The sequence below is a fragment of the Nocardiopsis baichengensis YIM 90130 genome, from assembly GCF_000341205.1.
GTDB lineage: Bacteria > Actinomycetota > Actinomycetes > Streptosporangiales > Streptosporangiaceae > Nocardiopsis_A > Nocardiopsis_A halophila.
Genome location: NZ_ANAS01000048.1, coordinates 1 through 25,998 on the forward strand (window position 1 = coordinate 1; position 25,998 = coordinate 25,998).

At 74.7% G+C, this 25,998-nt stretch carries 22 protein-coding genes; 15 read left to right on the forward strand and 7 right to left on the reverse strand.

What is annotated here, in order from left to right:
- Positions 1 to 505 precede the first annotated feature (505 nt).
- The 5 genes from C892_RS0127900 to C892_RS0127920 form a co-directional block, all read right to left on the reverse strand.
- Positions 506 to 1,585: an oligopeptide/dipeptide ABC transporter ATP-binding protein gene (locus C892_RS0127900; protein ID WP_017559906.1), complete on the reverse strand. Its 1,080-nt coding sequence runs from the start codon at positions 1,583 to 1,585 to the stop codon at positions 506 to 508.
- On the reverse strand, positions 1,582 to 2,577 hold the full coding sequence (locus C892_RS0127905) for an ABC transporter ATP-binding protein (RefSeq protein ID WP_017559907.1): 996 nt from the start codon (positions 2,575 to 2,577) through the stop codon (positions 1,582 to 1,584). Before C892_RS0127905 ends, C892_RS0127900 begins: the two co-directional genes overlap by 4 nt.
- Positions 2,574 to 3,479, reverse strand: coding sequence for an ABC transporter permease (locus C892_RS0127910; RefSeq protein WP_017559908.1), 906 nt, complete (start codon positions 3,477 to 3,479; stop codon positions 2,574 to 2,576). The genes C892_RS0127905 and C892_RS0127910 overlap by 4 nt, the downstream gene beginning before the upstream one ends.
- Positions 3,476 to 4,573 (reverse strand): ABC transporter permease, encoded by a 1,098-nt coding sequence (locus C892_RS0127915; RefSeq protein ID WP_017541124.1) that lies wholly within the window; start codon positions 4,571 to 4,573, stop codon positions 3,476 to 3,478. Before C892_RS0127915 ends, C892_RS0127910 begins: the two co-directional genes overlap by 4 nt.
- Before the next feature lie 70 nt (positions 4,574 to 4,643).
- Complete coding sequence (locus tag C892_RS0127920; protein WP_017559909.1) at positions 4,644 to 6,521, reverse strand: ABC transporter substrate-binding protein; 1,878 nt, start codon at positions 6,519 to 6,521, stop codon at positions 4,644 to 4,646.
- A 255-nt stretch (positions 6,522 to 6,776) separates the two neighbouring features.
- Between C892_RS0127920 and C892_RS0127925 the strand changes: the two genes are divergently transcribed.
- From C892_RS0127925 to C892_RS0127960, 8 genes are all read left to right on the forward strand, one after another.
- Positions 6,777 to 7,490: a metal-dependent hydrolase gene (locus tag C892_RS0127925; RefSeq protein WP_017541122.1), complete on the forward strand. Its 714-nt coding sequence runs from the start codon at positions 6,777 to 6,779 to the stop codon at positions 7,488 to 7,490.
- Positions 7,491 to 7,506: 16 nt separating this feature from the next.
- Positions 7,507 to 8,181, forward strand: coding sequence for an O-methyltransferase (locus C892_RS0127930; protein WP_017559910.1), 675 nt, complete (start codon positions 7,507 to 7,509; stop codon positions 8,179 to 8,181).
- 93 nt (positions 8,182 to 8,274) lie between these two features.
- Positions 8,275 to 9,426 carry an exonuclease SbcCD subunit D gene (locus tag C892_RS0127935; protein WP_026124689.1) on the forward strand — a complete coding sequence of 384 codons (1,152 nt, stop codon included), beginning with the start codon at positions 8,275 to 8,277 and terminating at the stop codon, positions 9,424 to 9,426.
- A gap of 64 nt (positions 9,427 to 9,490) precedes the next feature.
- Positions 9,491 to 12,469: an AAA family ATPase gene (locus C892_RS0127940; protein WP_017559912.1), complete on the forward strand. Its 2,979-nt coding sequence runs from the start codon at positions 9,491 to 9,493 to the stop codon at positions 12,467 to 12,469.
- A gap of 55 nt (positions 12,470 to 12,524) precedes the next feature.
- Entirely contained in the window at positions 12,525 to 12,884 is a 360-nt protein-coding gene (locus C892_RS0127945; protein ID WP_017559913.1) for a type II toxin-antitoxin system RelE/ParE family toxin, read from the forward strand.
- Positions 12,881 to 13,210, forward strand: coding sequence for a type II toxin-antitoxin system RelB family anti-toxin (locus tag C892_RS0127950; RefSeq protein WP_017541118.1), 330 nt, complete (start codon positions 12,881 to 12,883; stop codon positions 13,208 to 13,210). The genes C892_RS0127945 and C892_RS0127950 overlap by 4 nt, the downstream gene beginning before the upstream one ends.
- Positions 13,211 to 13,412: 202 nt before the next feature.
- The gene (locus C892_RS0127955; protein ID WP_017559914.1) at positions 13,413 to 14,111 is read left to right on the forward strand and encodes an AAA family ATPase; all 699 of its coding nucleotides are present in this window, start codon (positions 13,413 to 13,415) and stop codon (positions 14,109 to 14,111) included.
- A 12-nt stretch (positions 14,112 to 14,123) separates the two neighbouring features.
- Positions 14,124 to 14,522 (forward strand): hypothetical protein, encoded by a 399-nt coding sequence (locus tag C892_RS0127960; RefSeq protein WP_017541116.1) that lies wholly within the window; start codon positions 14,124 to 14,126, stop codon positions 14,520 to 14,522.
- Here the strand turns inward: C892_RS0127960 and C892_RS0127965 are convergent.
- Together C892_RS0127965 and C892_RS0127970 are read right to left on the reverse strand one after the other, a co-directional pair.
- A complete protein-coding gene (locus C892_RS0127965; RefSeq protein WP_040685646.1) occupies positions 14,515 to 15,426 on the reverse strand; it encodes a TIGR03621 family F420-dependent LLM class oxidoreductase in 912 nt (303 codons plus the stop codon). The two genes, C892_RS0127960 and C892_RS0127965, sit on opposite strands and share 8 nt — an antisense overlap.
- 82 nt (positions 15,427 to 15,508) lie before the next feature.
- Positions 15,509 to 17,542 carry a bifunctional copper resistance protein CopD/cytochrome c oxidase assembly protein gene (locus C892_RS0127970; RefSeq protein ID WP_017559916.1) on the reverse strand — a complete coding sequence of 678 codons (2,034 nt, stop codon included), beginning with the start codon at positions 17,540 to 17,542 and terminating at the stop codon, positions 15,509 to 15,511.
- A gap of 529 nt (positions 17,543 to 18,071) precedes the next feature.
- Here C892_RS0127970 and C892_RS0127980 point away from each other — a divergent pair.
- From C892_RS0127980 to C892_RS0128010, 7 genes are all read left to right on the forward strand, one after another.
- Positions 18,072 to 19,364 (forward strand): amidohydrolase family protein, encoded by a 1,293-nt coding sequence (locus tag C892_RS0127980; RefSeq protein ID WP_017559917.1) that lies wholly within the window; start codon positions 18,072 to 18,074, stop codon positions 19,362 to 19,364.
- 128 nt (positions 19,365 to 19,492) lie between these two features.
- Positions 19,493 to 20,608: an alanine dehydrogenase gene (ald, locus tag C892_RS0127985; protein WP_017559918.1), complete on the forward strand. Its 1,116-nt coding sequence runs from the start codon at positions 19,493 to 19,495 to the stop codon at positions 20,606 to 20,608.
- A gap of 688 nt (positions 20,609 to 21,296) precedes the next feature.
- Positions 21,297 to 21,899 (forward strand): class I SAM-dependent methyltransferase, encoded by a 603-nt coding sequence (locus tag C892_RS0127990; RefSeq protein ID WP_017559919.1) that lies wholly within the window; start codon positions 21,297 to 21,299, stop codon positions 21,897 to 21,899.
- A 95-nt stretch (positions 21,900 to 21,994) separates the two neighbouring features.
- Positions 21,995 to 23,149 (forward strand): enolase C-terminal domain-like protein, encoded by a 1,155-nt coding sequence (locus C892_RS0127995; protein ID WP_017559920.1) that lies wholly within the window; start codon positions 21,995 to 21,997, stop codon positions 23,147 to 23,149.
- A gap of 47 nt (positions 23,150 to 23,196) precedes the next feature.
- Positions 23,197 to 23,799: a hypothetical protein gene (locus C892_RS0128000; protein WP_017559921.1), complete on the forward strand. Its 603-nt coding sequence runs from the start codon at positions 23,197 to 23,199 to the stop codon at positions 23,797 to 23,799.
- Positions 23,777 to 24,232 carry a MaoC family dehydratase gene (locus tag C892_RS0128005; RefSeq protein ID WP_017559922.1) on the forward strand — a complete coding sequence of 152 codons (456 nt, stop codon included), beginning with the start codon at positions 23,777 to 23,779 and terminating at the stop codon, positions 24,230 to 24,232. Before C892_RS0128000 ends, C892_RS0128005 begins: the two co-directional genes overlap by 23 nt.
- A 901-nt stretch (positions 24,233 to 25,133) precedes the next feature.
- Positions 25,134 to 25,904, forward strand: coding sequence for a polysaccharide deacetylase family protein (locus C892_RS0128010; protein ID WP_017559923.1), 771 nt, complete (start codon positions 25,134 to 25,136; stop codon positions 25,902 to 25,904).
- Positions 25,905 to 25,998: the final 94 nt, after the last annotated feature.

The window sequence follows — 25,998 nt, forward strand, 5'->3', positions numbered from 1 at the left end:
GAACAACAAGCGCTCCGGCTGGCCGCTTGACATAGAAGCGTCAACGGGGGAGTCGATACGGACGGCAGGCAGTGCCCCCGGGGGCGGCCGGGGCCCGCAGAGCTCCACCACGCCGGCGGACACGACCGGAAGGGCCCCTCCAAGGCCAAGGCGGCAGGCCACCCGGCGGCCGACCGCCAGAGCAGGGGGAACCGCCTCATCTCTTCGTCGCCGCACTCCCCTGGCCCCCGGCGACCCGGCGCCCGGCAAGCAGCCCCGAGCGGGGCACCAGCCGTCCCGTCGCCGCTCCTGTTCCGGTACCGCGAGAGGCCCGGCGGCCGACCGGCGACACCGGGCAACCGCTTCGCTACGTCGTCGCCGCCGTCGCCCTGGCACCCCGCCGACCTGCCACCCGGCAAGCGGCCGCGAGCGGGGAACCAGCCCTCCCGTCGTTGCGCCTTCCCCGGACGGGTCTTCACCCCGGACCACCGGTGGCCCGGCCGGAACTCTCGGGCACAGCACGGCCTCACCGGGTCCCGGCGCCCCCGGTGCCCCCGGTGTCCTCCAGGCGGGCGTAGTGGCAGGCCGCACGCGCGGGGCCGGTGCCGGACAGGACGCCCGGGTCCTCGGTGCGGCAGGCCCCGGCCACGCCCGCGCGTTCCGCCTCGCCCGAGGCCAGCACCGGGCACCGGGCGTGGAACCGGCACCCGCCCGGGATGCGCGTCGGGTCCGGCGGCTCGCCCGCCAGCACCTGGGCCTCCTCCTCCGACTCCGGCAGCACCGACAGCAGCGCCCGGGTGTAGGGGTGGCGCGGCCGCGCCAGCACCTCCTCCACGGGCCCGGCCTCGACCACCCGCCCCAGGTACATCACCGCCACCCGGTCGGCGATGTTCCAGGCCATGCCCAGGTCGTGGGTGACCACCAGGGCCGACAGCCCCAGGTCGGCGCGCAGGTCCAGCAGCAGCCGCAGGATCTCCCCCCGCACCGAGGCGTCCAGGGAGGCCACCGGCTCGTCGGCGACCAGCGCCTCGGGCTCCAGCACCAGCGCCCCGGCGATCACCACCCGCTGGCGCTGCCCGCCCGACAGCTCGTGCGGGTAGCGCAGGAAGAACCGCTCGGGCGGGCGCAGCCCGGCGCGGGACAGGGCGTCGGCGACCCGCCTCTCCTCGTCGGCGGTGGCGCCCTCGTGGATGCGCAGCCCCTCGGACACCGCGTCGTAGACGGTGTGCCGGGGGTTGAGCGACCCGGAGGGGTCCTGCTGCACCAGCTGCACCCGGTGGCGGTAGCGCTTGAGCGCCCGGGCGGTGTAGGACAGCGGCCGCCCCTCGAACAGCACCCGCCCGCCGGTGGGCCGCTCCAGCCCGAGGAGGGCGCGGGCCAGCGTGGTCTTGCCGCACCCGGACTCGCCGACGAGCGCGATCACCTCCCCCGCGTGCAGGTCCAGGTCGACCCCGTCGACCGCGCGGGCGGTTCCGCGGCCGCCGCGGCCGGTGAACTCCACGCTCAGCCCCTCGGCGCTCAGCAGCGGCTCACCCGCCTGCGCCGAGCCGCCCGCGTCCTGCCGCGGCCCGTCCTCCGGCGTGCTCTTCTGCAGCTCCGCGGTCATCCGGCCTCCTCGGCGGCGAGCACTTTCACACAGGCGGCGCGGCGGTCCGCGCCGCCGGCGTCCCACAGGTCCGGGTCGGTGCTCGAGCACCGGTCCTCGGCCACCGGGCAGCGCGGGCGGAAGGAGCACCCCTCGGGCAGCGCCGCCGGGTCCGGCGGGTCTCCGGGCAGCCCGCTGGGCGCCATCCGCGAGGCCGGGTCGCCGACCCGCGGGAAGGCCGCGCTCAGCGCCGAGGCGTAGGGGTGGCGGGCGGCGGCCACCACCTCGGCGGCCGGCCCCTCCTCCACCACCCGCCCGGCGTACATCACCGCCAGCCGGTCGCAGGTCCCGGCCAGCACCGACAGGTCGTGGCTGATCATCAGCAGCCCGATGCCGCGCCCGGCCACCAGGTCGTCGATCAGCCGCAGGATCTGCGCCTGGACCATCACGTCCAGGGCGGTGGTGGGCTCGTCGGCGATGATCAGCCGCGGCTCGCAGGCCAGCGCCATCGCGATCATCACCCGCTGGCGCTGCCCGCCGGAGAGCTCGTGCGGGTAGGAGCGGGCCCGCCAGCGCGGCAGGCCCACGCTCTCCAGCAGCTCGCCCACCCGCGCCTCGACGCCGCCGGGCGGGGCGGTGCCGTGCAGCAGCATGGGCTCGGCGACCTGGTCGCCGACGCGGCGCACCGCGTTCAGCGAGTGCATGGCGCCCTGGAACACGATGGAGGCCCCGGCCCAGCGCACCGCCCGCAGCCGCCCCCAGCGCATCCGGGTGACGTCCTCGCCTTCCAGCAGGACCTGGCCCCCGACCCGCGCCGTCTTGGGCAGCAGCCGCAGCAGCGCCAGGGCGACGGTGGACTTGCCGCACCCCGACTCCCCTGCCACGCCCAGCTTGCTCCCGGCCTCCAGGGTCAGCGACACACCGCGCACGGCGGGCACGCTCCCCCCGGCGGTGCGGTAGACGACCTCCAGGTCGCGCACCTGCAGCAGCGGCGCCTCGTCGTGCGAACTCACCTGCGCTCCCTCAGCCTGGGGTTGAACACGCCCTCCAGCGCCCGCCCGCACAGGGTGAACGAGAGCGCGACCAGTGCGATGGCCAGTCCCGGCGGGATCATGTACCACCAGATGCCGGAGCTGATCGCCCCGGCGTTGCGGGCGTCCTGCAGGATCCCGCCCCAGGAGATGGTCGAGGGGTCGCCCAGCCCGAGGAAGGACAGGGTCGACTCCATCACGATCGCCTCGGCGACGAGCAGGGTGGTCTGGGCCAGCACGACCGGCATCACGTTGGGCAGCACGTGGCGCTTCATCACGTGCAGGTGGCCGCCGCCCAGCGCGCGCGCCCGCTCGATGAAGGGCCGCGCCTCCACCGACAGGGTCTGGGCGCGCACCACGCGCGCCGTGGCCGGCCAGGCGGTCACCCCGATGGCGACGATGATGGTCAGGGTGCTGCGCTCCATCACAGCAGCCAGGGCGATGGCCACGACCAGGGACGGAAGCACCAGGAACCAGTCGGTGACGCGCATGAGCACGTCGGAGGCCCAGCCGCCGAAGTGCCCGGCGACGATGCCGATGACGGTGCCCAGGGCCACCGACACGAACGCCGCCAGGAACCCCACGGTGAGCGAGATCCGCGCGCCCCACAGCACCATGTCCAGCACCGAGCGCCCGAAGGCGTCGGTGCCCAGCCAGTAGTCGGCGCTCGGCGCCTCGAACCGGCCGCCGGGGCCACCGGTGACGTCCAGTTCGGCCGGGTCGATGAACAGCGGGGCGCACAGCGCCACCAGCGCCGCCGCCAGCAGCGCCGCCAGGCCGAACAGCCCGGCGCGGTTGCTCGCGTAGATGCGGGCGAACTCCCCCCAGGCGGCGCGCCGCCGCGCCCACACCAGCGCGCGGCGGGAGGGGGCCGGGGCGCTCACGTGCGCACCCGCGGGTCGAGCAGCGGGTACACCAGGTCGGCCAGCAGGTTCATGACGATCACCGCGCTCGCGAACAGGACGAACAGCGCCTGGACCAGGGGGAGGTCGGGCACCCGCAGGCCGGAGTAGAACAGCGACCCCAGCCCGGGCCAGGCGAAGACGGTCTCGATGAGGATGACGCCGCCCAGGACCCGCCCCAGGTTGAGGAAGATCAGGGTGACGGTGGGCAGCAGGGCGTTGGGCACCGCGTGCCGGCGCAGCACCAGGGCGTCGCGCAGCCCTTTGGCGCGGGCGGTGGTCAGGTAGTCCGCCCCCATCTCGTCCAGCACCGAGGAGCGCATGATGAGCAGGTACTGGGCGTAGACGACGGCGACCATGGTGGCCACCGGCAGCACCATGTGGTGGGCCACGTCCAGCGCGGAGTCGAAGGCGCCCTCGACCCCCGGGGTGGCCATGCCCGAGGTGGGGAAGAGCCCCGGCAGCCAGCCCACGCCCGAGGCCAGGACCACGATCAGCAGCAGCCCCAGCCAGAACGAGGGCACCGACCACAGGGTCAGCGCCACGGCGGTGGTGATCCGGTCCCCGGCCGAGCCGCGGCGCCAGGCCGCCCGGGTGCCCAGCACCAGCCCGATCAGGGCGGCCACCACGGTCCCGGTCCCGGCCAGCAGCACGGTGGGGCCGATCCGCTCGGCGATGAGCTCGGCCACCGGCACCCGGTACTGGTAGGAGGTGCCGAAGTCGAACCGCAGCACCCCCAGGCAGTAGTCGGCGAACTGCTGCCACAGCGGCCGGTCCAGGCCGAACTGGCGGCGCAGCTCCTCCATCTGCTCCACGGTGACCTCGCGGCCCTCGGTCATCGCGCGCACCGGGTCGCCGGGCAGGATGCGGAACAGGAAGAAGCTGGTGACCAGCACGGCCGCCAGGGAGACCGCGGCGGTGAACAGCCGGCCCCCCAGGTAGCGCAGGACGCGCACGGCGCGGGAGGGGCCGGTGGGCCCCGGCCCCTCCGGGGCCGCGCCGGGGCCGGGCGCGCCCTGTTCGGGCGGCGCGGCCCCGGAGGTCGCTGATCGGGTCAACGCGGACCCCTTCTTCATCGGCGGGACGGTCTCGTTCGGTGGGACGGTGTCGTTCGGCGGTCCGGTCCGGGCGGGGCGGGCCCGCGCATCACTCCCGGTCCTCGGCGGTGGCCGCGCGCCGGCGCAGTACCAGCAGGACCGCGCCGCCCACGACCACCACGGCGGCCGCGGCGATCCCTGCGACGGCCCAGCCGGAGGGGCCGCCCCCGGCGTCCTGCCTGCCCTCGGCCGGCTCCGCCATGGAGAAGCTCCAGTGCCCGTCCTGGCCCCACAGGTTGCCGCCGGGGTCGGGCTGGACCTGGGTGGAGGCGATCTGGTCGGAGCGGTAGGCCTCCATGGTGTTGGCGTAGGTCACCACGTTGACCACGGCCTCCTCGTACAGCACGGCCTGCATCTGCTTGATGTACTCGGCCCGCTGCCCGGGGTCCTCCCACTCGGCGAGCTGGCGCTCGTAGAGCTCGTCGTACTCCTCGTCGCAGAAGTAGGCGTCGCCGCGCATGGTGCCCGGCTCCTCGGGCAGCGCGTCGCAGGTGTGGATGCCCAGCACGTAGTCGGGGTCGGGGTTGACCGACCACCCGGTCCAGATGAGGTCGTACTCGGCGTCGTAGAGGGCGTCGCTGAGCACGCCCGGGTCCACGGTCCGGTTGTCGACCTCGATGCCGATGTCGGCCAGGCGCTCCACGAAGATCTTGCCCATGGAGACGTAGTCCGGCCGGTCATTGTGGACGTGCATGCGCAGTTCGAGGCGGTCGCCGTCGGGGGAGGTGCGCACACCGTCGTCGCCCGTCTCGTAGCCGGCCTCGTCGAGCATGGCGTTGGCGGCGTCCGGGTCGAAGTCGAGGCGGTCCTCGCCCTCGGGCTCCCAGTAGTAGGTGTCGTAGCGCTTGGGGATGTAGCCCTCGGCGGGCTCGGCGTAGCCGCCGTAGACGTTCTCGACCAGCTCGTCCTTGTCGATGGCCATCATGATGGCCTGGCGCAGGGTCTTGTCCTGCAGGGCCGGGTGGCCGTCGCCGAACTCCTCGCCGTCCTGGGTCTGGGCGCCGGGGTTGATGGTGAAGGCCTGGAACCGCTTGCCGGTGGCGTTGTTGACGGTGATGCCCTCCTGGCCCTCCAGGGAGTCGGCCTGGGCGGGTGTGAGCCCGGCGGCCAGGGAGACCTCGCCCTTGCGCAGCGCCTCGACCTCGGCGTCCTTGTCGGCGAAGTAGCGGAAGACCAGCCGCTCGAACCCCAGGGCGCCGCGCCAGTAGTCGGGGTTGGCCTCCAGGGTGATCGACTGGTTGGGCTCGTGCCCGGTGATGGTGAAGGGGCCGCTGCCGACGACGGGGAAGTCCTCGTTGGTGAACTCGCCGAAGTCCTCGACCTCGGACCACACGTGCTCGGGGACGATCGGCACGTCCAGGGAGAGCATGGTGGCCTGGGGCTCGGCCAGCTCGATCTCCAGGGTGGAGTCGTCGACGGCGGTGACCTTCTCGAAGTTGGCCACCGCGTTGCCGTTGGCGGTGGCGGCCTCGGAGTCCTCCATCATCGCGTTGAAGGTGAAGGCCGGGTCCTCGGCGGTGATCGGTTCACCGTCGGTCCAGGTCATGCCGTCGCGGATGGTGTAGGTCCAGGTGAGCCCGTCCTCGGAGGTGTCCCAGGACTCGGCCAGGGCGCCGGTCGGCTCGTTGGTCTCGGCGTCGTAGGCGACCAGCGGGTCGTAGACGGACTTGTGGATGCTGGTGGAGATCAGCAGCTGGGCGAGGAAGGGGTTGAGGGTGTCGACCGGCTGGGAGATGGCGACGGTCAGGGTCCGCTCGTCGGCACCTCCGTCCGCGGCGGCGGGGGCGGCCCCCGCGCCTGCGGCCAGGGCCAGGGCGGCCGCGGCCGCGGTGCCGCGCAGGGCCGTCCGGCGCGGGCCGACGGGGCGCCCGGGTCGCCGGGCGGGTCTGAGGGACCGGGTCGGGCTCGGGGGGAAAGCGATGGGCATGGTCGGCGACCCCTCTTCACGCTGGGAAAACGGGGGGACCTCGAACCGGCGGCCGGTTGTTGGTTGTCTACCAGCGTGCACAGAAAAGCGTCAACGACTTACACCCTGACCGTCACAGGATGTTCACGATCTTCGGCGCGCGCTCGCGCCGCCCGGTGCGGCCGCCATTTTCGGAACGGGGAGAAACGGCACGCCGAATCGACCTTTTCCCGGCCGATTCGCCTTGAATGACCGGGCCCGCTAGCGTTGCCGCACATGATGGGGCACTCTCACGCGCTCAGCGGCGCGGTCGGCTGGATGGCACTGGTTCCCGTTCTCGACGGTACCGAGGTGCTGGGGGTCACCTTCCACATGGGCCCCGGGGAGATCATCGCGGGCTCCCTGGTGTGCGCCGGCTCCGCGCTCATCCCCGACCTGGACCACAAGAGCGCCACCATCACCCAGACCTACGGGGTCTTCACCCGGACCCTGGGCGCCTTTTTGAACTGGGCGTTCGGCGGCCACCGCAACGGCACCCATTCCCTGTTGTTCGCGCTGCTCATGGGGGTCCTGGCGCAGGGGCTGGCGCTGTGGTCGGAGATGGCCGTGCAGATCTTCGTGTTCCTGCTGATGGGCATCGCCTTCAACGGGCTGGGCTTCGGCATGGACAAGAACCGCACCGCCTCGGGCGTCATCAACGCCATGGTCACCGCGGGCATCACCCTGGCGCTCTTCAGCGCGGGCACCGACTACTCCTGGATGGGGACCGCGGTGGCCATGGGCTGCCTGCTGCACTTCATCGGTGACATCGCCACCCATATGGGGGTGCCGCTGCTGTGGCCGTTCATCGGCTACCGGGTGGGCCAGAACATCGGGTTCAAGACCGACGGCAAGGTCGAGCGCAACGTGGTCACGCCCATGCTGACCATCGCGATCGTGCTGTACGGGTTCTACCTGTTCGACTGGCCGGAGCTGCTGCCGCAGACCTGAGGGGCCGCTGGGTAGCATGGCCGCCGTGACGCGAACCTCGGAGTCCCTCACCCCTGACCTGTACGAGTACCTGGTGGAGCACAGCGCCCCGGTGGACCCGGTGCTGCGCGACCTGGCCGACGAGACGGCCCGGCTGTACCCCGACAGCATGGGCATGCAGATCGCCCCCGAGCAGGGCACGTTCATGACGATGCTGGCCCGGACGCTGCGGGCCCGCGACGCGGTGGAGGTGGGCACCTTCACCGGCTACTCCTCCATCTGCATCGCACGCGGCCTGGACCAGCGCAACGGCTCCCTGCTGGCGTGCGACGTCAGCGAGGAGTGGACCGACGTGGCCCGCCGGTACTGGGACCTGGCGGGCGTTTCCGACCGGATCGAGCTGCGGCTGGGCGCGGCTCTGGAGACGCTGCGCGGGCTGCCCGACGCGCGCGCCTTCGACCTGGCCTTCATCGACGCGGACAAGACCGGGTACGTGGACTACTGGGAGGAGCTGGTGCCCCGGATGCGGCCCGGCGGCCTCATCCTGGTCGACAACACCCTCTCGCACGGCCGGGTCGTGGACCCCGGCGAGGACTCCCCGGCGGTGCAGGGCATCCGCGACTTCAACGACGCGGCCCTGGCCGACGAGCGCACCGAGGTGGTGCTGCTGCCCGTCGGCGACGGCCTGACCCTGGCCCGCAAGAAGGAGTAGCCGCCCCGCCCGCCGGCGCCCCGCCCATCGCGCCCCACCCGGTTCGGTCCGTCACCCCCGCACCGGGGCGGGGCTGCAGTACGCTCGCGGACCATGCGGCTCTTGCACACCTCCGACTGGCACCTGGGGCGCTCCTTCCACCGGGAGAACCTGCTGGACGCCCAGGCGGCCTTCATCGACCACTTGGTGGAGACCGTCCGCGCCGAACGGGTGGACGCGGTGGTGGTCTCCGGCGACCTGTACGACCGGGCGCTGCCCCCGGTCGACGCGGTGCGGCTGCTGGACGAGGCGCTGCGCAGGATCCGCGGCACCGGCGCACGGGCGGTGCTGATCAGCGGCAACCACGACTCCATGGCCCGGCTGGACTACGGGTCGGGGCTGTTCGACGCGGCCGGGGTGCACCTGCGCAGCTCGCTGGAGGGCGTGGGCGCCCCGGTCGTGCTCGACGACGACCACGGCCCGGTCGCCTTCTACGGCATCCCCTACCTGGAGCCGGAGATCGCCCGCCGGCAGTGGGGGCTCCAGGGCCGCGGCCATCCCGCCGTGCTCGGGCACGCCATGGGGCGGGTCCGCGCCGACCTGGCCGAGCGGCCCGGCGACACCCGGTCGGTGGTGCTCGCGCACGCCTTCGTGACCGGGGGCGCGCCCTCCGACAGCGAGCGCGACATCTCGGTGGGCGGCGCCGCGCACGTGCCGGCGACGCTCTTCGACGGTCCCGACTACGTGGCGCTGGGACACCTGCACGGGCGCCAGCGCATGTCGGAGCGGGTGCGCTACTCCGGGTCCCCACTGGCCTACTCCTTCTCCGAGGAGCACCACGCCAAGGGCTCGTGGCTGGTGGAGATCGACCGCCACGGCGCGGTGCGGGCCGACTTCGCCGAGGCACCGGTGCCCCGCCCGGTGGCGCGCATCGCCGGGCGCCTGGACGACCTGCTGACCGGGGCCGAGTGGGAGGCCTACACCGGGCACTGGCTCCAGGTGACGCTGACCGACACGGTGCGGCCCGCGTTCCCGATGGACCGGCTGCGCGAGCGGTTCCCGCACGCGCTCAACCTGGAGTTCGCGCCCGAGGGCGCCCCCGAGCGGGACGACCCGGCGTGGGCGCGCGGCCTCAGGGACCGGCCGGGCCCGGAGCTCGTGATGGACTTCGTCGACTGGGCCCGGGGCGAGTCGGCGTGCGAGGAGGAGCAGGACCTGGTGCGGGCCGCCTTCGAGGAGCTGCGCGAGCGGGAGGCGTCGTCCTGATGCGGCACCGCGCACCCCGCAGGATCCACGACACGCCCGCCAGGACACGGAAGAGCGCCCCCTGATGCGTCTGCACACACTCACCGTCCAGGCCTTCGGCCCCTTCGCGGGCACCGAGACGGTCGACTTCGACCGCCTCGGGGACGGCGGCCTGTTCCTCATCCACGGCGCCACCGGCGCGGGCAAGACCTCCGTGCTGGACGCGGTGTGCTTCGCCCTGTACGGCAGGGTGCCCGGGGTGCGCGAGGCCGCCAAGTCGCCGCACTCCACGCACGCGCCGCCCGGGCGCCGCCCCGAGGTGGCGCTGGAGCTGACCGTGCGCGGGCGCCGCCTGGCCATCACGCGCTCCCCTGCCTGGCGCCGCCCCAAGCTGCGCGGCACGGGCACCACCGAGGAGAAGGCCAAGGCGGTGGTCACCGAGTACACCGCCGAGGGGTGGAAGGGGCTGACCAACCGCCCCGACGAGGCCGGGCAGATCGTCTCGGACCTGCTGGGCCTGACGCTGGACCAGTTCTGCCAGGTGGTGCTGCTCCCGCAGGGCGAGTTCGCCCGCTTCCTGCGGGCGGGGGCGCGCGAGCGGGTGGCCTCCCTGGAGCGGATCTTCGACACCGGCGTCTTCGCCGATGTGGAGAAGTGGCTGGCCGACCGCGCGGCCGCCCTGTCGCGCACCGCCGCGCGCGCGGAGGAGCAGGTGCGCGCCACCGCCCACCGCCTGGCCGAGGCGGGCCGCGCGCCGGTGCCCGGGGAGGCCGAGGAGGACCTGGAGTCCCTGGTCCCCTGGGCGGCCGAGCTGGCGTGCAGCACCGCGGCCGCCGCGCACGAGGCCGGGCCGGTGGTCGCCGGCGCCGCCGCCGAGCGGGACCGGGCCCGCACCGCGCTGGAAGAGGGCCGAGCCGTCCTGGAGCGGCGCCGACGCCGGGCCGAGGCCGCCGCGCGCGAGGCCGAGCTGACCGCCCGGGCCGCCGAGCGGCGGGCCTGGGACGCCGAGCTGGCCGAGGCCGAGCGGGCGGCCGCGGTGGTGCCGCTGCTGAACACCGCCGACCACCGGCGCACCGAGCTGGAGAAGGCGCGGATGTCGGCGGGCGAGCGGACGGCCCTGCTCTCCGGCCTGGCCGACGCCTCGGCCTCCTCCCCCGCCGAGGACCTGCGCACCGCCGAGCGCACCCGCCGGGACGAGATCGCCCGGCTGCGGGACCTGCAGGGCGACGTGGAGCGGCTGTCCGGGCTGCGCCGGGAGGTGGAGGGGCTCGACGGGCGCATCGCCAAGACGCGCACCGAGCTGGAGCACTGGAAGGGCCGCGCCGCGGCGCTGCCGCAGCGCCGGGCGGCGCTCGCCGCGGAACTGGAGGAGGCGCGGGCGCGCACCGGCCCGCGCGAGCCCGCCGCCGAGGCCCTGGAGCTGGCCCGGCAGCGGCTGAAGGCCGCCCAGGAGGGCGCGGGGCTGGCCCGGGAGCTGGCCGCCGCCTCGCAGCGGCGCATCGCGGCGGTCGACGCCGCCCAGGCCGCCCACGACCGGCTGCTGGACATCCGCCGCCTGCGCATCGAGGGCATGGCGGCCGAGCTGGCCGCCGAGCTGGCCGACGGCGAGCCGTGCCCGGTGTGCGGGTCGGACGAGCACCCGGCCCCGGCGGAGGGGGACGCGGACCGCCCGGCCCAGGAGGACGAAGAGCAGGCCCAGCGCGCGGCCGAGGCGGCCCAGCAGGCCCGTACGGAGGCCGAGAGCGCCGAGAACGACCTGGCCCAGCGGCTGGCGGCGGCGCAGGCCGCCGCCGGGGGCCGGGACCCGGAGGGGGCGCGGGAGCAGGTGGAGGCCCGGCGGGCGGCGCTGGACGAGCTGGACGCGGCGGCCGCGCTGGCGGCGACGGCGGCCGAGCGGCTGGCGGCGGTCGATGCGGAGCTGGAGCGCGCCCGGGAGGACCAGGGGACGCTGACCACCGAGCTGGCCGAGCTGACCGAGCGGCGGGCGGCCCGGCAGGCCGAGGCCGAGCGGCTGGCGGAACGCCTGGAGGCGGCCCGCGGCGAGGACGCCGACCTGCGGGCGCGGCTGACGCGGCTGGACGGGGAGGCGGGGCTGCTGCGGTCGGCCGCCGACGCCCTGGACCGGCGCGCCTCGGCCGCCGAGGAGCTGCGCACGGCCGAGGCGCAGGCGCGGCGGGCGGCGGTGGAGGCGGGCTTCGCCGAGGACGCCGAGGTGCGCCGGGCCGCCCGCACCGAGGAGCAGCGGGCGGCGCTGCGCGAGCGGGCGCGCTCCTACGACGAGGAGCTGGCGGCGGTGCGGGCCGTCCTGTCCGACCTGCCCGCCCCCGACGCCGCCGGGCCGGAGCCGGACCTCGGGACGCTGCAGGGCGGGGCGGACCGGGCCGAGGCGGCGCTGGAGCACGCGGCGGCCTGGCGGGACCGGCTGGCCCGGCGCGCCGAGCGCCTGGCCGACCTGCGCGGGGAGCTGTCGGAGCGGCTGCTCTCCTCCCGCCCGGCGCGCGAGCGGCACCGGGTCGCCGACGGGCTGGCCCGACTGGCGGCGGGCACCTCCCCGGCCAACCGGGAGAGCGTACGGCTGTCGTCGTACGTGCTGGCGGCGCGGCTGCGGCAGGTGGTGGCGGCGGCCAACGACCGGCTGACGACCATGTCGGGCGGCCGGTACGAGCTGCGGCACACGGTGGACAAGGCGGCCGGAGACCGCTCCCGCTCGGGAGGGGGCCTGGGGCTGCGGGTCCTGGACGCCTGGACCGGCCAGGAGCGCGACCCGGCGACGCTGTCGGGAGGCGAGACGTTCATCGCCTCCCTGGCGCTGGCGCTGGGCCTGGGCGACGTGGCGAGCGAGGAGGCCGGGGGCACCGACATCGGCACCCTGTTCGTCGACGAGGGCTTCGGCACCTTGGACGAGGAGACCCTGGAGGAGGTGCTCGACGTCCTGGACCGACTCCGCGACGGAGGCCGCGCCGTAGGCGTGGTCAGCCACGTCGCGGACCTGCGCACGAGGATCACGACGAAGCTCAAGGTCCTCAAGACCCCGGCCGGCTCCCGCCTGGAACAGACAGGGTGAGGAACCTTTGCCGTTCCCAGGACGCACAGTATAAGCTATCCTTATATTCGTTGGCATGATGTGGCAAGTAGTCCTCCTCGCCCCTGTTGAGGAGTGGTTTCTCTCTCTGGCCGACGAGGCCCCCGAACTCGCCAGTAAAGTGGAGGAGGCCATCGATGTCCTCGCCGAAGCAGGGCCTGACCTCGGTCGACCGCTGGCAGACAGGATCCGCCACAGCGGCCTGCACAACCTCAAGGAGCTTCGCCCCCGCACCCCTCCGGGCACGGCGATCCGACTTCTGTTCGTTTTCGATCCGTCGCGGGAGGCGGTCGTCCTCGTGGCCGGCGATAAGGCCGGAAGCTGGAATCGCTGGTACCGGGAAGCCGTCCCTCTTGCTGAGAAGCGCTACGCCGAGTACAGGGAGGCGACATCGTGAAGGGCACTCCGTGGGAGGAGACCAAGCGTAAGCTTCGGGAGAACCACCCGACCTGGGACTCTCCTGAGCGGGAGGCCGCCAGGGAGGAGGGGCGCGAAAGGCTTCGCGCGGAGCTCCGTGGTCACCAGCTCGCCGAGCTTCGACGGCAGAGTGAGCTCACCCAGGCGGAGGTGGCCGCGAGGATGGGGATCTCGCAGGCGCGCATCTCTCAGATCGAAAGCGGCCAGGTCACCTCCATGGACTCGGTCCGTGACTATGTCGCGGCACTGGGCGGAAGTCTGGACGTCGTCGCGACCGTCGGAGGCTGGAGCGTCAAGGTCGCCTGAGGGAGCCGGTCTTCCGGGCCTGGGCGGGGCGCGGCCCTGCCGGGGCGACGGAGGACGGACCGCGTGAAAGGTCTGGCTCTCGGATCCCTTTGATGCCAGGCTTATCCGCGACTTACCCCGACAGGTCACTTATAGGGGCATGAGCACATTGATCGAGTGTCCTGAACCCGTCCGCCGGGCCGGTCCCCCAGGCGGCGGGCCGGTGCCGGCCGCCCGGGCGGGCGGGGGGCGGGTGCTCGAACTCCCGTCGGCCCCCGCGCGTTCCTTCATGCTCGTCTGCGGCGTGCCGGGGGCGGGCAAGAGCACCCTGCTCAGGAACCTCTTCGGGCTCACCGGGCAGGAGGACCGAACCGCGGTGCGCGGCGGCGTGCGCGTCGTCGACTCCCACCAGTCCCGCCTGCGCCTGACCCCCTACCTGTCCGCACTGCCCTATGCGGCGTGGCGCTGGCTGGTGCACGTCCTGCACCTGGTCCGGATCACCGCGGCCCTGCGCGGCGGGCCGGTCGCCGTTCACGAGTCCGGGACCCGGGGGTGGGTGCGCCTGCTGCTCTCGGTGCTGTGCCGTCTGCGCGGCTACACCGTCCACGTGGTGATGGTCGACGCCTCCCCCGAGGAGGCCCTGCACGCCCAGCGCGCGCGGGGGCGCGCGGTGACCCGGCTGAGCCACCGCGCGCACACCCGGCGCTGGCGGCGCCTGTGCGCGGCCCGGGAGCGCGGACCCGGCGCGCTGGTCCCCGGCGCCGCCTCCCTGGCCGTGCTGGCCCGCCGGGAGGTGCGCACCGTGACGGGCGTGCGCTTCACCGGCACCGCCGCGCCTCCGGGCGGCGGCGCGGCCGCGGGTGCGGGTGCGGGTGCGGTTCACCTCACCTCGGGGCGGTTCGGCCCCTTCGCCGGAAGCTGACACAATGACAGGGTGAACTCCCTGGTCAACATCGTCCTGTTCGGCATCGTCGGCGCCGTCATGATGGCGGCCCTGCTGGGTCTGCTGCTGGTCGCGGGGGACCGCGCCCCCGCCAAGGGGGTCCGGATCGCCTTCGGCGCGGTCTCGGTGGCGGTGCTGCTCGGCGTCCCGGCGTCGGCCGCCCTGGGCGAGCTGGCCGCCGGCGGCGGGTACGGCGCGGCGTTCCTCAGCGCCCTGGCCGTGGAGATCATCATCTACGCCGTCAACATCGCCCTGCTGCCCGCCGTGCTGCGGCGCTCGGGCGGCGCCCCGGAGCGCCCGCGCCCCTCGGCCGCGCTCCTGGGCGGGGGCCTGGTGGTCAGCGGCGTGCTGGCCCTGGCCGCCTCCCTGCTGGCGCTCCTGCTCAGCTGAGGGCGGCCCGCTCCCCCGCCGCCTCCCGCACCCGGGGGATCACCTCGGCCAGCGCCTCCCGGGACTCCCCGTGGGCGGTGACGTAGGAGAACCCGTACCGCTCGCGCGCGGCCAGCAGCCCGTCGGCGATCTCCCCGGCCGTTCCCACCAGCACGAACGGACTGGCCAGCACCTTCTCGGCGGTGTCCAGGCCGCCGGCGCCGTAGACCCCGGCCAGCCGCGCGGCCTCCTTCTCGGCGTCGTCGGTGACCGACACCGCCTGCACCAGCACGTTGAACTCCAGGTCCGCGGCACGGTCGCCGGCCTCCTCGCGCACCAGGTCGACGCGGCGCAGCACCTCGCCGGGCCCGTCCATGTCGAACACGCCCATGCGGGCCCCGCGCCGCTGCACCAGTCCGCCGAACCCGACGGTGTCGGCGCGGCGGGCGGCCAGCCGCAGCGTCGCCGGACCGTGGCCGCCGATCAGCACGGGCGGACGGGGGCGCTGGACCGGGGCGGGCTCCTGGACGGCGAAGCGGGCCTCCAGGGCGTCGAGCGAGGCCTCCAGGGCGGACAGCCGCTCGGCGTGGCCCCGCCAGGGGATGCCCGCCTCCTCGAACTCCGACTTCATGTGGCCCAGCCCCAGGCCCAGGTCCAGGCGGCCCCCGGAGAGGCGGTCGACGGTGGCGGCCTCGCGGGCCAGCAGCGCCGGGTTCCAGAACTCGTTGTTCAGCACCAGGGTGCCCAAGCGCAGCCGCGAGGTGGACGCGGCGGCCGCGGCCAGCATGGCGAAGGGGGACGGGTGGCCGAGGTGGTCCGGGGCGACGACGGTGTCGAAGCCCATGGCCTCGGTCCTGCGGCACTCGTCGGGCCAGTCCTCGATCTGTGCGGCGCGGAAGTTCACGCCGAAACGGAATCTCCTCATACGCCGAGCCAACCGCACCGGTCGGCGCGCCCCAAGCGTTTCTGCGACGGGCAGAAGCGGGGAAGGGGCGCAGGCGCGGTGCTCAGCCGCCGTTCTTGGAACGGCGGTCCAGCTCCTGCAGGTAGGCGTTGTAGGCGTCGAGGTCGGCGTCGTCGGAGCCGTCGCGCCTGCTGTGCCGCTCGCGGCGGCGCTCGGTGCGCTCCTCGTCCCGGGCCCACTGGCGCATGAGCATGATGGTCACCAGCAGCGTGGGGATCTCCCCCACCGCCCAGGCGAACCCGCCGCCGGCGTACTGGTCCCCGGCCACGTCCTGGCTCCAGGGGATGTCGAACTGCCCGTAGAAGTCCATGGCCAGCGGCGCCGATTGCATCATGATCGTGATGCCGAAGAAGGCGTGCATACCCATGGTCGCCAGCAGCAGCACGAAGCGCAGCAGATAGGGCAGCTTCCGCGGCCCCGGGTCCACCCCGATGATCGTCCAGTAGAACAGGAAGCCCGAGAGCAGGAAGTGGACGTTCATGAACAGGTGGCCCATGTGGTCGTTCATGAGCGCCGGGAAGATCGGGGTGAAGTACACCGCGTAGGGCCCGAGCACGAACAGCGCGGTCGCCACCGCCGGGTGGGTGACCACCTTGGAGAACCGGCTCTGCAGGAAGAGGGTGGTCCACTCGCGCGGCCCGCGGTCGCCGCGGCGTGCGGCGGGCTTGAACGCGCGCAGCGCCAGCGTCACCGGGGCGCCCAGCACCAGCAGGATCGGGGTGAGCATGGAGATGGCCATGTGCTGGAGCATGTGCGTGCTGAACAGCACCATGGCGTAGGTCGCGAAGCCGCTGAGCAGCACGGCGACCATGCTCGCCAGCCCGAGGAACCAGAAGACGGTGCGGGAGGCGGGCCAGGCGTCGCCGCGGCGGCGCAGGCGCACCACGCCCGCCGCGTAGAGTCCGCCCAGCGCGGCGATCCCGAGGATGAAGAACAGGTCCGGGCGCCACAGGGTGAGCAGGGTCTGCAGGCTCATCGGCGGCGGGACCGGGAAGCCGAGGATCGCGGTGGCCGGGTCGACGTCACTGGCGTCCGGCTCGGGCGGCGCGGTGCGGCTGAGGGTGGTGGCCAGGCCCATCACCGCGCCCATGATGACCAGCTCGACCCCGGCCAGGCGGGCGAAGAGTGCGCGCCCGCCGCCCTCGGCGATCCGCGGAACGGTGGCGCGCCGGTGCCGCCGACCGATCACGCCCAGCACCCCGAACAGCGCGATCTTGGCCAGCATGATCAGGCCGTAGGGCGTGGTCAGGAGCTGTTCGAGGCTGTAGAGGCGGCTCAGGGCGCTGGCCGCGCCGCTGACCGCCACGCCGATGTAGGCCCACAGGGCCACGGCGCTGAAGCGGCGCACCGCCTCGGCCGCGTCGCCGCCGGAGCGCACCAGGCCGTGGTAGGTGACCGCGGCCAGGCCGCCGACCCAGACCGAGATCGCCACCAGGTGCAGGGCCAGCCCGGTGACGGCCAGCTCGTGGTTGCCCGAGGCGGCGGCGTGCCCGGTCAGGGCCGGGGGCACCAGGGCGGCCACGGAGGCGGCCAGCAGCCCCATCGCCCCGGCGGCCGAGGAGACGGTGCGGGCGAACAGCGCCACCGCGGTGGTGGCCAGGACCACCGCCATCAGGGCGCGGCCCTCGGCGATCTGCCCGGCGTAGCTGGTCAGCTCGTTGCCGACCACGTCGGAGGGGACCCGGCCCAGGATGTTGGACAGCTCGAAGACCAGGCGGGCGGCTGCGGCGGCCGCCCAGACCAGCGCGGCCCAGGAGGCGGCCCGCACGTACCCGGTGGCGCGGTCGCTCAGCACGCCCTTGTCCGAGGGCAGCAGCACCGCGGCGAGCAGCAGCAGGCCCACGGTGAGCGCGCCGGCCAGCGCGGTGGCGTTGCGCGCGACGGGCAGGCCCCACCGGGTCAGCGACCCGGGGTCGGGCAGGCCCGGGATGACCTGGGCGGTGACGGCTCCCCCGGCCACGAGGGAGCCGATCAGCGCGATCGCGCAGACCGCGAGCGCGGCCACGCCGATGATCGCGGCGGTGTCGCCGCCCCGCCGCGCCGCGTCCGTCGTCTTCGGTGTCTGTGGGGGAGCCACGGTGCCACTCCGTCGTGGTTCGGTGCCGGTGTCGCTGCTAGCGGAGGACGCGGGCGATGACCAGCGCGGCGGCGGCCGCTCCGACCAGCAGGCCGAGGCCGCTCCACAGCCAGGGGGCGAGGTCGGTCATCCGCGTCCGCCACCGGCCACCAGGGTACGGCCACTACTACGCCGTGTCGGACACGCCCCCGCCCGACGCCTCCCGCCCGGGTCCGCCATCGTTCCCCCCTGTCCGTCCGGTTCCGCACCGCCTCCACACGGCTTTCCCACCGTGCGCGCTCGGCGGCGTTCTACCATCGGAATGGTCTCACAGCCCACCCCGTGGCGCACTTTCCTGTTTTCTTCTCCGCGCGACCGACAATTCCCGTTTCCCCCCCCCGCTCCCCGCCGGAATCCGGGGAATCCCTGTTCGCAAAGGTGGAGGGAACGGAATCGCGATACCGTCGTCCAACCGGCGCGCGCACGCGCCGGAGAAAGGCGGACCGCGCCCCGAGCACGCAGCGCGAAACCGACCACGAAGGGGGTTTCCGTGACCCAGATCGACACCGTCATCCGCTCCCGCCGCGTCGTCACCCCCGACGGCGTCGCCCCCGCGGCGGTAGGCCTGCGCGGCGGGCGCGTCGCCGCGGTCTGCGCCCCCCACGCCCGGCTGCCCGCGCGCCAGGAGGTCGACCTGGGCGACACCGCGCTCCTGCCCGGGCTGGTCGACCCGGACGTGGCGGTGCAGGCCCCGGGACGCCCGCTGCGCGAGTGCTACCTGCGCACCGCGGCCGAGGCGGTGCGCGGCGGGGTGACCTCGCTGGCGGTCGCCCCCTCGCCGGCGGGGCCGCCGCTGACCGGGGAGGCCGGGCTGCAGGAGCACTTGGACGCCGCCGGCGGCGTCGGGCCGCACGTGGTCCTGCTCGGCGCGGTGACCGACCGCAGCACCCCGGCCGACCTGGCGGAGCTGCGGTCGGCCGGGGCGGCCGGCTTCCACTGCTCGCTCTCCGACGGCGGGGCGCCGGGGGGCGGGCCGATCGGCGACGCCCAGCTGCGCAAGGCGATGATGGAGGTCGCCGCGATGGAGGCGCCGCTGCTGGTGCACGCCGAGGACGCCGGCGAGCTGGCACCGTTCCCGGCGGACGCCCCCGCCCCGGCCGCGGCCGCCCGCCCGGCCCGCGCCGAGCGGCGGGGCCTGGAGCGGGTGATCGCGGCCGCGCGGGTGGCCGGGACCCGCACCCACGTCTCGCCCTTCACCGCGGCCGAGTGCGCGGCGGTGCTGGGGGCGGCCCGCGCGATCGGGGTGGCGCTCAGCGCGCACACCTGCCCGCACTACCTGTGCCTGCCGGCCGAGGCGGTCCCCGAGGCCTCCCCGGCGTTCCGCTGCCGCCCGCCGCTGCGCTCGGGCGCCAACCGGGACGCCCTGTGGTCGGCGCTGCTGGGCGACGCCGACTGCCCGATCCGCACCATCGGCTCGGGCCACCGCCCCGGGACCGGGGTGACGGCCATCGCCTGGACGCTGCCGGCGCTGTGGACGGCGGCGCGGCGGCGCGGCCTGGACCTGGCCGCGGTGGCGCGGTGGACCTCCCGCAACCCGGCCGACCTGCTGGGGCTGGCGGGCAAGGGGCGGATCGCCCCCGGCGCCGACGCCGACCTGGTCGCCTTCGACCCCGACGCCGCCCAGACGGTCCCGGCCGACGACCCCGGGCCCTACGCCGGGCGCGGCCTGACCGGCCGGGTGGAGCGCACGTGGATCGGCGGGCGGTCGGTCTTCCCCTCCCCGGGCGCGGCCCCGCGGGCGCGCGCGGCCGAGTTCGGAGGTCCGCTTCCGACCGGATCGTGACGCGCACAACACCTGCGCTTTACAGGGTGTCAAGATGACGCCGAATGAGTAGCCATGTTGGAGATATCGCCCCGCCGGGCCGCACGCCACAGTTGAGGGGTATCAACGACGATGCAAGGAGGAGTCACGTGCGCATCGGCGTACCCCGCGAAGTGAAGAACCACGAGTACCGGGTGGCGATCACCCCCGCAGGCGTCCACGAACTGGTGGCCCGCGGCCACTCGGTCGCCGTCGAGCGCGGCGCCGGCCTGGGGTCGTCGATCACCGACCAGGAGTTCGAGGCGGCGGGCGCCCGCATCCTGGACACCGCGGACGACGTCTGGGCCGAGGGCGACCTGGTGCTGAAGGTGAAGGAGCCCGTCGCCGAGGAGTACCACCGGATGCGGGAGGGCCAGACCCTCTTCACCTACCTGCACCTGGCCGCCTCCCGCGCCTGCACCGACGCCCTGCTGGAGCGCGGGGTCACCTCGATCGCCTACGAGACGGTGCAGCTGCCCGACGGCTCGCTGCCGCTGCTGGCCCCCATGTCCGAGGTGGCCGGCCGGCTGGCGCCCCAGGTGGGCGCCGCCACCCTGCAGCGGCCCAACGGCGGGCGGGGCGTGCTCATGGGCGGCGTGCCCGGCGTCCGCCCGGCGAAGGTGACGGTGATCGGCGCCGGGGTGTCCGGGATGAACGCCACCCAGATCGCCGTGGGCATGGGGGCCGACGTCACCCTGCTCGACCTGAACGTCAACAAGCTGCGCAGCGCCGACGACCTCTACCGGGGGCGGGTGCGCACGCTGGCCAGCAACAAGCTGGAGCTGGAGCGCGCGGTGCTGGAGGCGGACATGGTGGTGGGCGCGGTGCTCATCCCCGGTGCCAAGGCGCCCAAGCTGGTCACCAACGAGATGGTCGCGCGCATGAAGCCGGGCGCGGTCCTGGTGGACATCGCCATCGACCAGGGCGGGTGCTTCGAGGACTCCCGTCCGACCACCCACGCGGACCCGACCTTCGCGGTGCACGACGCGGTGTTCTACTGCGTGGCCAACATGCCCGGCGCGGTGCCCAACACCTCGACCCACGCCTTGACCAAGGACACGCTGCGGTACGCGGTGGCGCTGGCCGACAAGGGCTGGAAGGGCGCGCTGCGCGATGACTCCGCCCTGGCCAAGGGGCTGAGCACCGTCGGCGGCGAGCTGACCAACGAGGCGGTCGGCGAGGCGCACGGCCTGAAGTTCCGCACGGTCGAGGAGGCCCTGGCCTAGCCCTGGGGGACCGCGCGGAGCGGCGGTGGACCGACGATGAGGGGCAGGGCGGTTCCGGCCGCCCTGCCCCTCGCCTTGCGGGAACCGGGGAGGACGCCCTCGTCCGAGCGCACCGTTCCTCAGGGGGCCCGGATACGGGGCCGGTAATCGCCACCGCTTCCACTTCCGTGCCACGATCACCCTTTCTCGCCGATATGTGCCCGTTCACCTGAATTCGAGATCGAAATCCGGCCGGACTCCGGCGTGCGGGCGCCTCCCTGTGCGATCCGCCCTTTCGGCCCGCGACCTTTCGGCCCACGTTCGCGCCGGGAAAAGAGCGGCCGGAACCGCTCCGGAAATACCGCCGCCCGAAGGAGCGGGCCGACGCCCCACCGCCTCCTTCGCGGCCTTCTCGCCGCCCCCCTGGAGCTCCTTTCCGGCGATGCGCTGCTCATCAGGGCGGACCGCCGTTCTGCTCGGTCGGGCCGAGCCCCCGTCCCGCCCCGACGAGCGCAAGAGCACACTCCGCGGCCAGAGGCGCCACCCCGCGGCCCACCTCCCGGCAACCGGTGGAGCGGACGCCCGAGGGCCGCGTTCGCGCGGCCGGCGGCCTCCGTGCGCGCTCCCGGGTGTGCCTCCGACCGGAACCCGGGTATGCCCGACAGCGCGGTTCTCCTCCGCACCGCCGCGCAGAGGAGGCGATGGCGTCGTGCGTCCAGAGCGAAGGCGGCTGTGGACCGGGGCCGCCCCGGGGGCGAACCCGTTCGCGCTTCCGCGCGGGCTCCTCGGTCCGGCCGCCGGCCTGCTCATGGCCCGCGGCAACCGGGTGCAGAACGCCGAGGTCCTCGCCTACTGCGGCGTGGGCCCCCAGGACGACGTGCTGGAGGTCGGCCACGGCCCCGGCCTCCTGCTGGGCATGCTGGCCCGGCGGGCGCGGAGCGTGACCGGCGTGGACCCCTCCCCGCAGATGGTGCGGATGGCCCGGCGGCGCAACGCCGCGGCCGTGCGCGCGGGCCGGGTGCGCGTGCGGGTCGGATCGGCCGAGGCGACGGGGGCGCCCGACGCCTCGGCGGACCTGGTGGTCAGCGTCAACACGGTGGCCATGTGGCCGCGCCTGGACGCCGCCCTCGACGAGCTCCACCGGGTGCTGCGCCCCGGCGGGCTGCTGGCGCTCTCCTGGCACCTGTCCCCCGAGAGCTTCACCCTGGCACCGGACGAGCGGGCCGCCCTCGAGGCGGCCCTCTCCCGGCGCTTCGGCGCCTCCTCGACCGCCGACCTGCGGCACGGTGCGCTGTTCTCCGCGCGGAGATGAGGCGCCGCACGGTGGTTCCGCCGGTGCTGACCGGATACCTTCGAGATGGGGGATTCCCCTCGCACCACCACAGCCACCTTGGAGGCGGAGCGCGCGTGTCACCCACCGGATCTGCGATCGGAGCGGGCCTGACCGGGATCGAGGCGTCCCTGGTCCGGCTCCCGCGGCCCCAGTCGCGCTCGGGCGGCGGCACCGGCGGGCGCCCGCCGCGCGCCCGGCACGCGCTGGTACGGGTGACCGACGAGGAAGGGGTCAGCGGCTGGGGGGAGATGCCCGGGGCCGACCCCGCGTCCTGGCGGCGGCTGGTGGAGGACTTCGCACCGGCCCTGCTGCGCCACCCGTGGAGACGGCCCACCGAGGCCCCGGACGCCTGGGCGCACCTGGCGCCCTGCCCTCCCGCGGCCGCCGCGCTCGACACCGCCTGCTGGGACCTGTGGAGCCGGCGCCGCTCCTCCCCGCTGGCGCACGCCCTGGGCGGGGTGCGCACGGCGGTGACGGCCGGGGTGACCATCGGCCGCCAGCCGTCCCTGGAATCGCTGGTACTGGAGGTCAACCGGCAGGTCGGGGCGGGGTTCCGGGCGGTGCGGCTGCGCATCGGCCCCGGCTGGGACCTGGAGCCGGTGCGGGCGGTGCAGGAGAGCTACCCGTTCCTGGCCCTGCAGGCCGACGCCGGGGGCCGGTACACCGAGTCCGAGGAGGACCTGGCGGCGCTGCGCGCGCTGGACGAGTACGGGCTGCTCTGCCTGGAGCAGCCGTTCGCCGCCGACGACCTGTCCGCGCACGCCCGGCTCCACCGCGAGCTGGCCACCCCGGTGGCGCTGGCCGACACGGTGGACTCGCCCGAGGCGCTGGAGGAGGCGGTGCGCGCCGAGGCCGGGGGCGCCCTGAGCCTGTCCCCGTCCCGGCTGGGCGGCCTGACCCCGGCGCGGCGGGCCGCCGACCGCGCCTGTGACGCCGGGTGGGACGTGTGGTGCGCCGAGGAGCAGGCCTCGGGCGTGGGCCGCGCCGCGGCGGTGGCGCTGGCCTCGCTGTCCTCGGTGACCTTCCCGAGCCAGATGCCCGGGGCGGGGGTGCGCGCCCCGCGTGAGCTGGTGCGGCCGCCGGTCCGGGCGCACGACGGCATCGCCCCGGTGCCGCTGGCCGAGCCGGGCCTGGGGCACGAGGTCGACACGCGGGTGCTGCGCTCGCTGACGCTGGACTCGGCGACGCTGGTGCGCTCCCGCCCGCCGGCCTCCGAGCGCTCCGGCTGACCGCGCACATCCGGCTACGCTCCGCGACGGCGGCGTAGCCTGGACGCATGGGGACGTACACCGTGCACGCCCGCAAATGGGACGACGGCTGGGAGCTGCGGATCGTCGGCGCAGGGGTGACCTGGGCGCCGGACCTGTCCCAGGCCGGCCCGGCGGCGCGGGCGTTCGTCGGCGACCCGGCGGCCCGGATCGAGGTGGTCCCCACCGTCGGCGAGGCGGCCGACCGGATGATCCTGCGCGCCCGGCGGCGGGTGGACGCGGCCGACGAGGCGCGGCGCGGGGCGGCGGGCGCGGTGGCCGAGGCGGTGCGGGCGCTGGGCGAGGCGGGGGTGGACGAGCGCGACGCCGCCCGTCTGCTGGGACTGACCCGTGCCCGGGTCCGGGGGCTGGCGGCCGAGGCCCCGGCCGACGGCTCCGGGGGCGACGGCGCACCCGAGAGGTCCGGGACGGCCCGACGGAACGCAAGGGGAACAGGCGACACGGGCGACACGGGCGACACGGACGGCACGGGCGGGGCGCACGGTCCACGCGCACCGGAACAGGGCGGGCCGCCGCATACCGGCTGGTCGGTCACGGCTAGAGTCGTGACCCGGAACACACCCCCGACCGATGAGGAAGGTGCCGACCATGCGGAAGTTCGCCGACCTTGATGAGCTCATCGCCGCCGAAGGCGAAGAGCTCGGCAGCAGCGACTGGCTGGAGATCGACCAGGACCGCATCGACCGCTTCGCCGACGCGACCGGCGACCACCAGTGGATCCACGTGGACCGCGAGAAGGCCGCCGCGGGACCGTTCGGCTCGACGATCGCGCACGGCTACCTGTCGCTGTCGCTGCTGGCCTACTTCGGCCCCCGGGTCTACACCCTGGAGAAGGCCCCGACCATGGGGATCAACTACGGGCTGAACAAGGTCCGCTTCCTGCAGCCGGTCAAGGTCGGCGCACGCGTGCGCGACAAGGTCCGCCTGACCGGGGTGCGCTCCTCCGACAAGGGGGTCCTGCTGACGATGGAGCACACCGTGGAGATCGAGGACGACGACCGCCCGGCGCTGGTGGCCGAGGCCCTGGTGCTGATCGTCCCCTGAGAGGCGACGGGTCCCGCCGCCCACCCCGCGGCGGGGCCTCCCCTTCCCGAAGGAGCCCACCACCGGGCGCCCTGCCCGCACCGCTCTCCCCTAGTGCGATGCCCGAGCAGGTCGACACTTCCCGACACCCCCGACACGCGTGCATCGGCGATGGACGCCCATGGCCGACCTGGGCCCGATCCCGGACGCCCGCCCGGGCACGCCCCGCGTCCGCCCGCACGGCGGGCCGCCCCCTCCCCCGAGCCCGCGCCGAGACGGACGGCCCCGCACGACCGGCCGACCTGCGACCCGGCCGGACACGAACCGCGGCATCCGCCCGTCGCACCCGCCGAACTCCCGAAACCTCAGTAGGTGCGGCGTTCCGGGAGGTTGGGACACGCTCGGCGGGTGCGCGGCCGCCGACCCCGCTCCTCCGACGACGGAGTACACGCGCTTCAGCCGACCGGGCCGACACCGGGCCGACATGGCGCCGGTGGCCGGGTCACGTCCCTTGGTGTGGTGTAACTTTCGGCCGCGTCCTTGTGAGCGGCGCGACCGCTGCGGCGTGACCGGCGTCCCCGCCCCGGTGCACACCCCCTCCTCCCCGTTGATCTCGGGCAAGTCGGCGTAATACTCGCCGGTATTACCCCGACTTCCCCGAGATCAACAAGGGTGTCGATACGGGCGGCGGGCAGTGCCCCCGGGGGCGGCCGGGGACCGGAGAGCTCCACCACGCCAGCGGACACGACCCCAGAGCGTGCACCCTCCCCGACCAGGTGCGGCCATCACCGCCGTGGGCGCGGCGGACCCATTGAATCCCCTGGCACACCGGCGTAGTTTCGCTTCTCGGAAGCGAGTCGTCCCCGTCGCGCACAATGGCCGACACCGTGCCCGCACGCACGGCATCCCCCTGGAGTGGCCCGTGGCAACGCCGTCCGCAGCCCCCGCCTTCCGAAGCTCCCGCCTGGTCCGGCTCCTCTCCTGGCCGCTGTGCCTGGCGCTCGCCGCCGTCGGCCTCGTCGCCGGCCCCGCCGCCGGGACGGCCTCGGCCTCCCCCGGACCCGCCGCGGCCCCCGGTACCGGCGCGGTCGACTGCGACAGCGTCCCCTGCGTGGCGCTCACCTTCGACGACGGGCCCGGGCCGTACACCGGGGAACTGCTGGACCTCCTCGCCGCCGAGGAGGTCACGGCCACCTTCTTCGTGGTGGGCCGCAGCGCCGAGGAGTCGCCGGCCACGGTGGCCCGCGCGGCGGCCGAGGGGCACGAGGTCGGCAACCACTCCTGGGCCCACGACGACCTGACGGAGAAGACCGGCCCTGAGGTCGCCCGCGACCTGGAACGCGCCTCCCTGGCGATCACCGGAGCGACCGGGCGGTGGCCGGACCTGATGCGCCCGCCCTACGGGGCGGTCAGCGAGACCTCGCTCGCCCACACCTACTACCCGGCGATCCTGTGGGACGTCGACTCGCAGGACTGGACGGGCCTGGACTCCGAGGCCATCGTCGAGACCACGATGGAACAGGTCCGCCCCGGCAGCATCGTGCTTCTGCACGACTCCCTCGCCCCCACGGTGGAGGCGGCCCCCGAGCTGATCGACCGCCTGCGCGGCCAGGGGTACCACTTCGTCGGGGTCTCCGAGATCCTGGACAACACCGACCTGGAGAACGGCACCGCCTACCGGCGCCGCCCCTGAGCCAGCTCAGCACCGGCGTCCGTGAACACCCCTTACGGGGACCGGTCGACCGCCGGGCCTCCTGTGGCCCAGGGACAGCGGCGACGACGGCCCG

Excerpts from the sequence above, each read along its gene's own strand:
- C892_RS0127900 (WP_017559906.1), bottom strand. The coding sequence starts at position 1,585 with ATGACCGCGGAGCTGCAGAAGAGCACGCCGGAGGACGGGCCGCGGCAG.
- C892_RS0127915 (WP_017541124.1), bottom strand. The coding sequence starts at position 4,573 with ATGAAGAAGGGGTCCGCGTTGACCCGATCAGCGACCTCCGGGGCCGCG.
- C892_RS0127920 (WP_017559909.1), bottom strand. The coding sequence starts at position 6,521 with ATGCCCATCGCTTTCCCCCCGAGCCCGACCCGGTCCCTCAGACCCGCC.
- C892_RS0127925 (WP_017541122.1), top strand. The coding sequence starts at position 6,777 with ATGATGGGGCACTCTCACGCGCTCAGCGGCGCGGTCGGCTGGATGGCA.
- C892_RS0127930 (WP_017559910.1), top strand. The coding sequence starts at position 7,507 with ATGGCCGCCGTGACGCGAACCTCGGAGTCCCTCACCCCTGACCTGTAC.
- C892_RS0127935 (WP_026124689.1), top strand. The coding sequence starts at position 8,275 with ATGCGGCTCTTGCACACCTCCGACTGGCACCTGGGGCGCTCCTTCCAC.
- C892_RS0127940 (WP_017559912.1), top strand. The coding sequence starts at position 9,491 with ATGCGTCTGCACACACTCACCGTCCAGGCCTTCGGCCCCTTCGCGGGC.
- C892_RS0127945 (WP_017559913.1), top strand. The coding sequence starts at position 12,525 with ATGATGTGGCAAGTAGTCCTCCTCGCCCCTGTTGAGGAGTGGTTTCTC.
- C892_RS0127965 (WP_040685646.1), bottom strand. The coding sequence starts at position 15,426 with ATGAGGAGATTCCGTTTCGGCGTGAACTTCCGCGCCGCACAGATCGAG.
- C892_RS0128000 (WP_017559921.1), top strand. The coding sequence starts at position 23,197 with ATGGGGACGTACACCGTGCACGCCCGCAAATGGGACGACGGCTGGGAG.
- C892_RS0128005 (WP_017559922.1), top strand. The coding sequence starts at position 23,777 with ATGCGGAAGTTCGCCGACCTTGATGAGCTCATCGCCGCCGAAGGCGAA.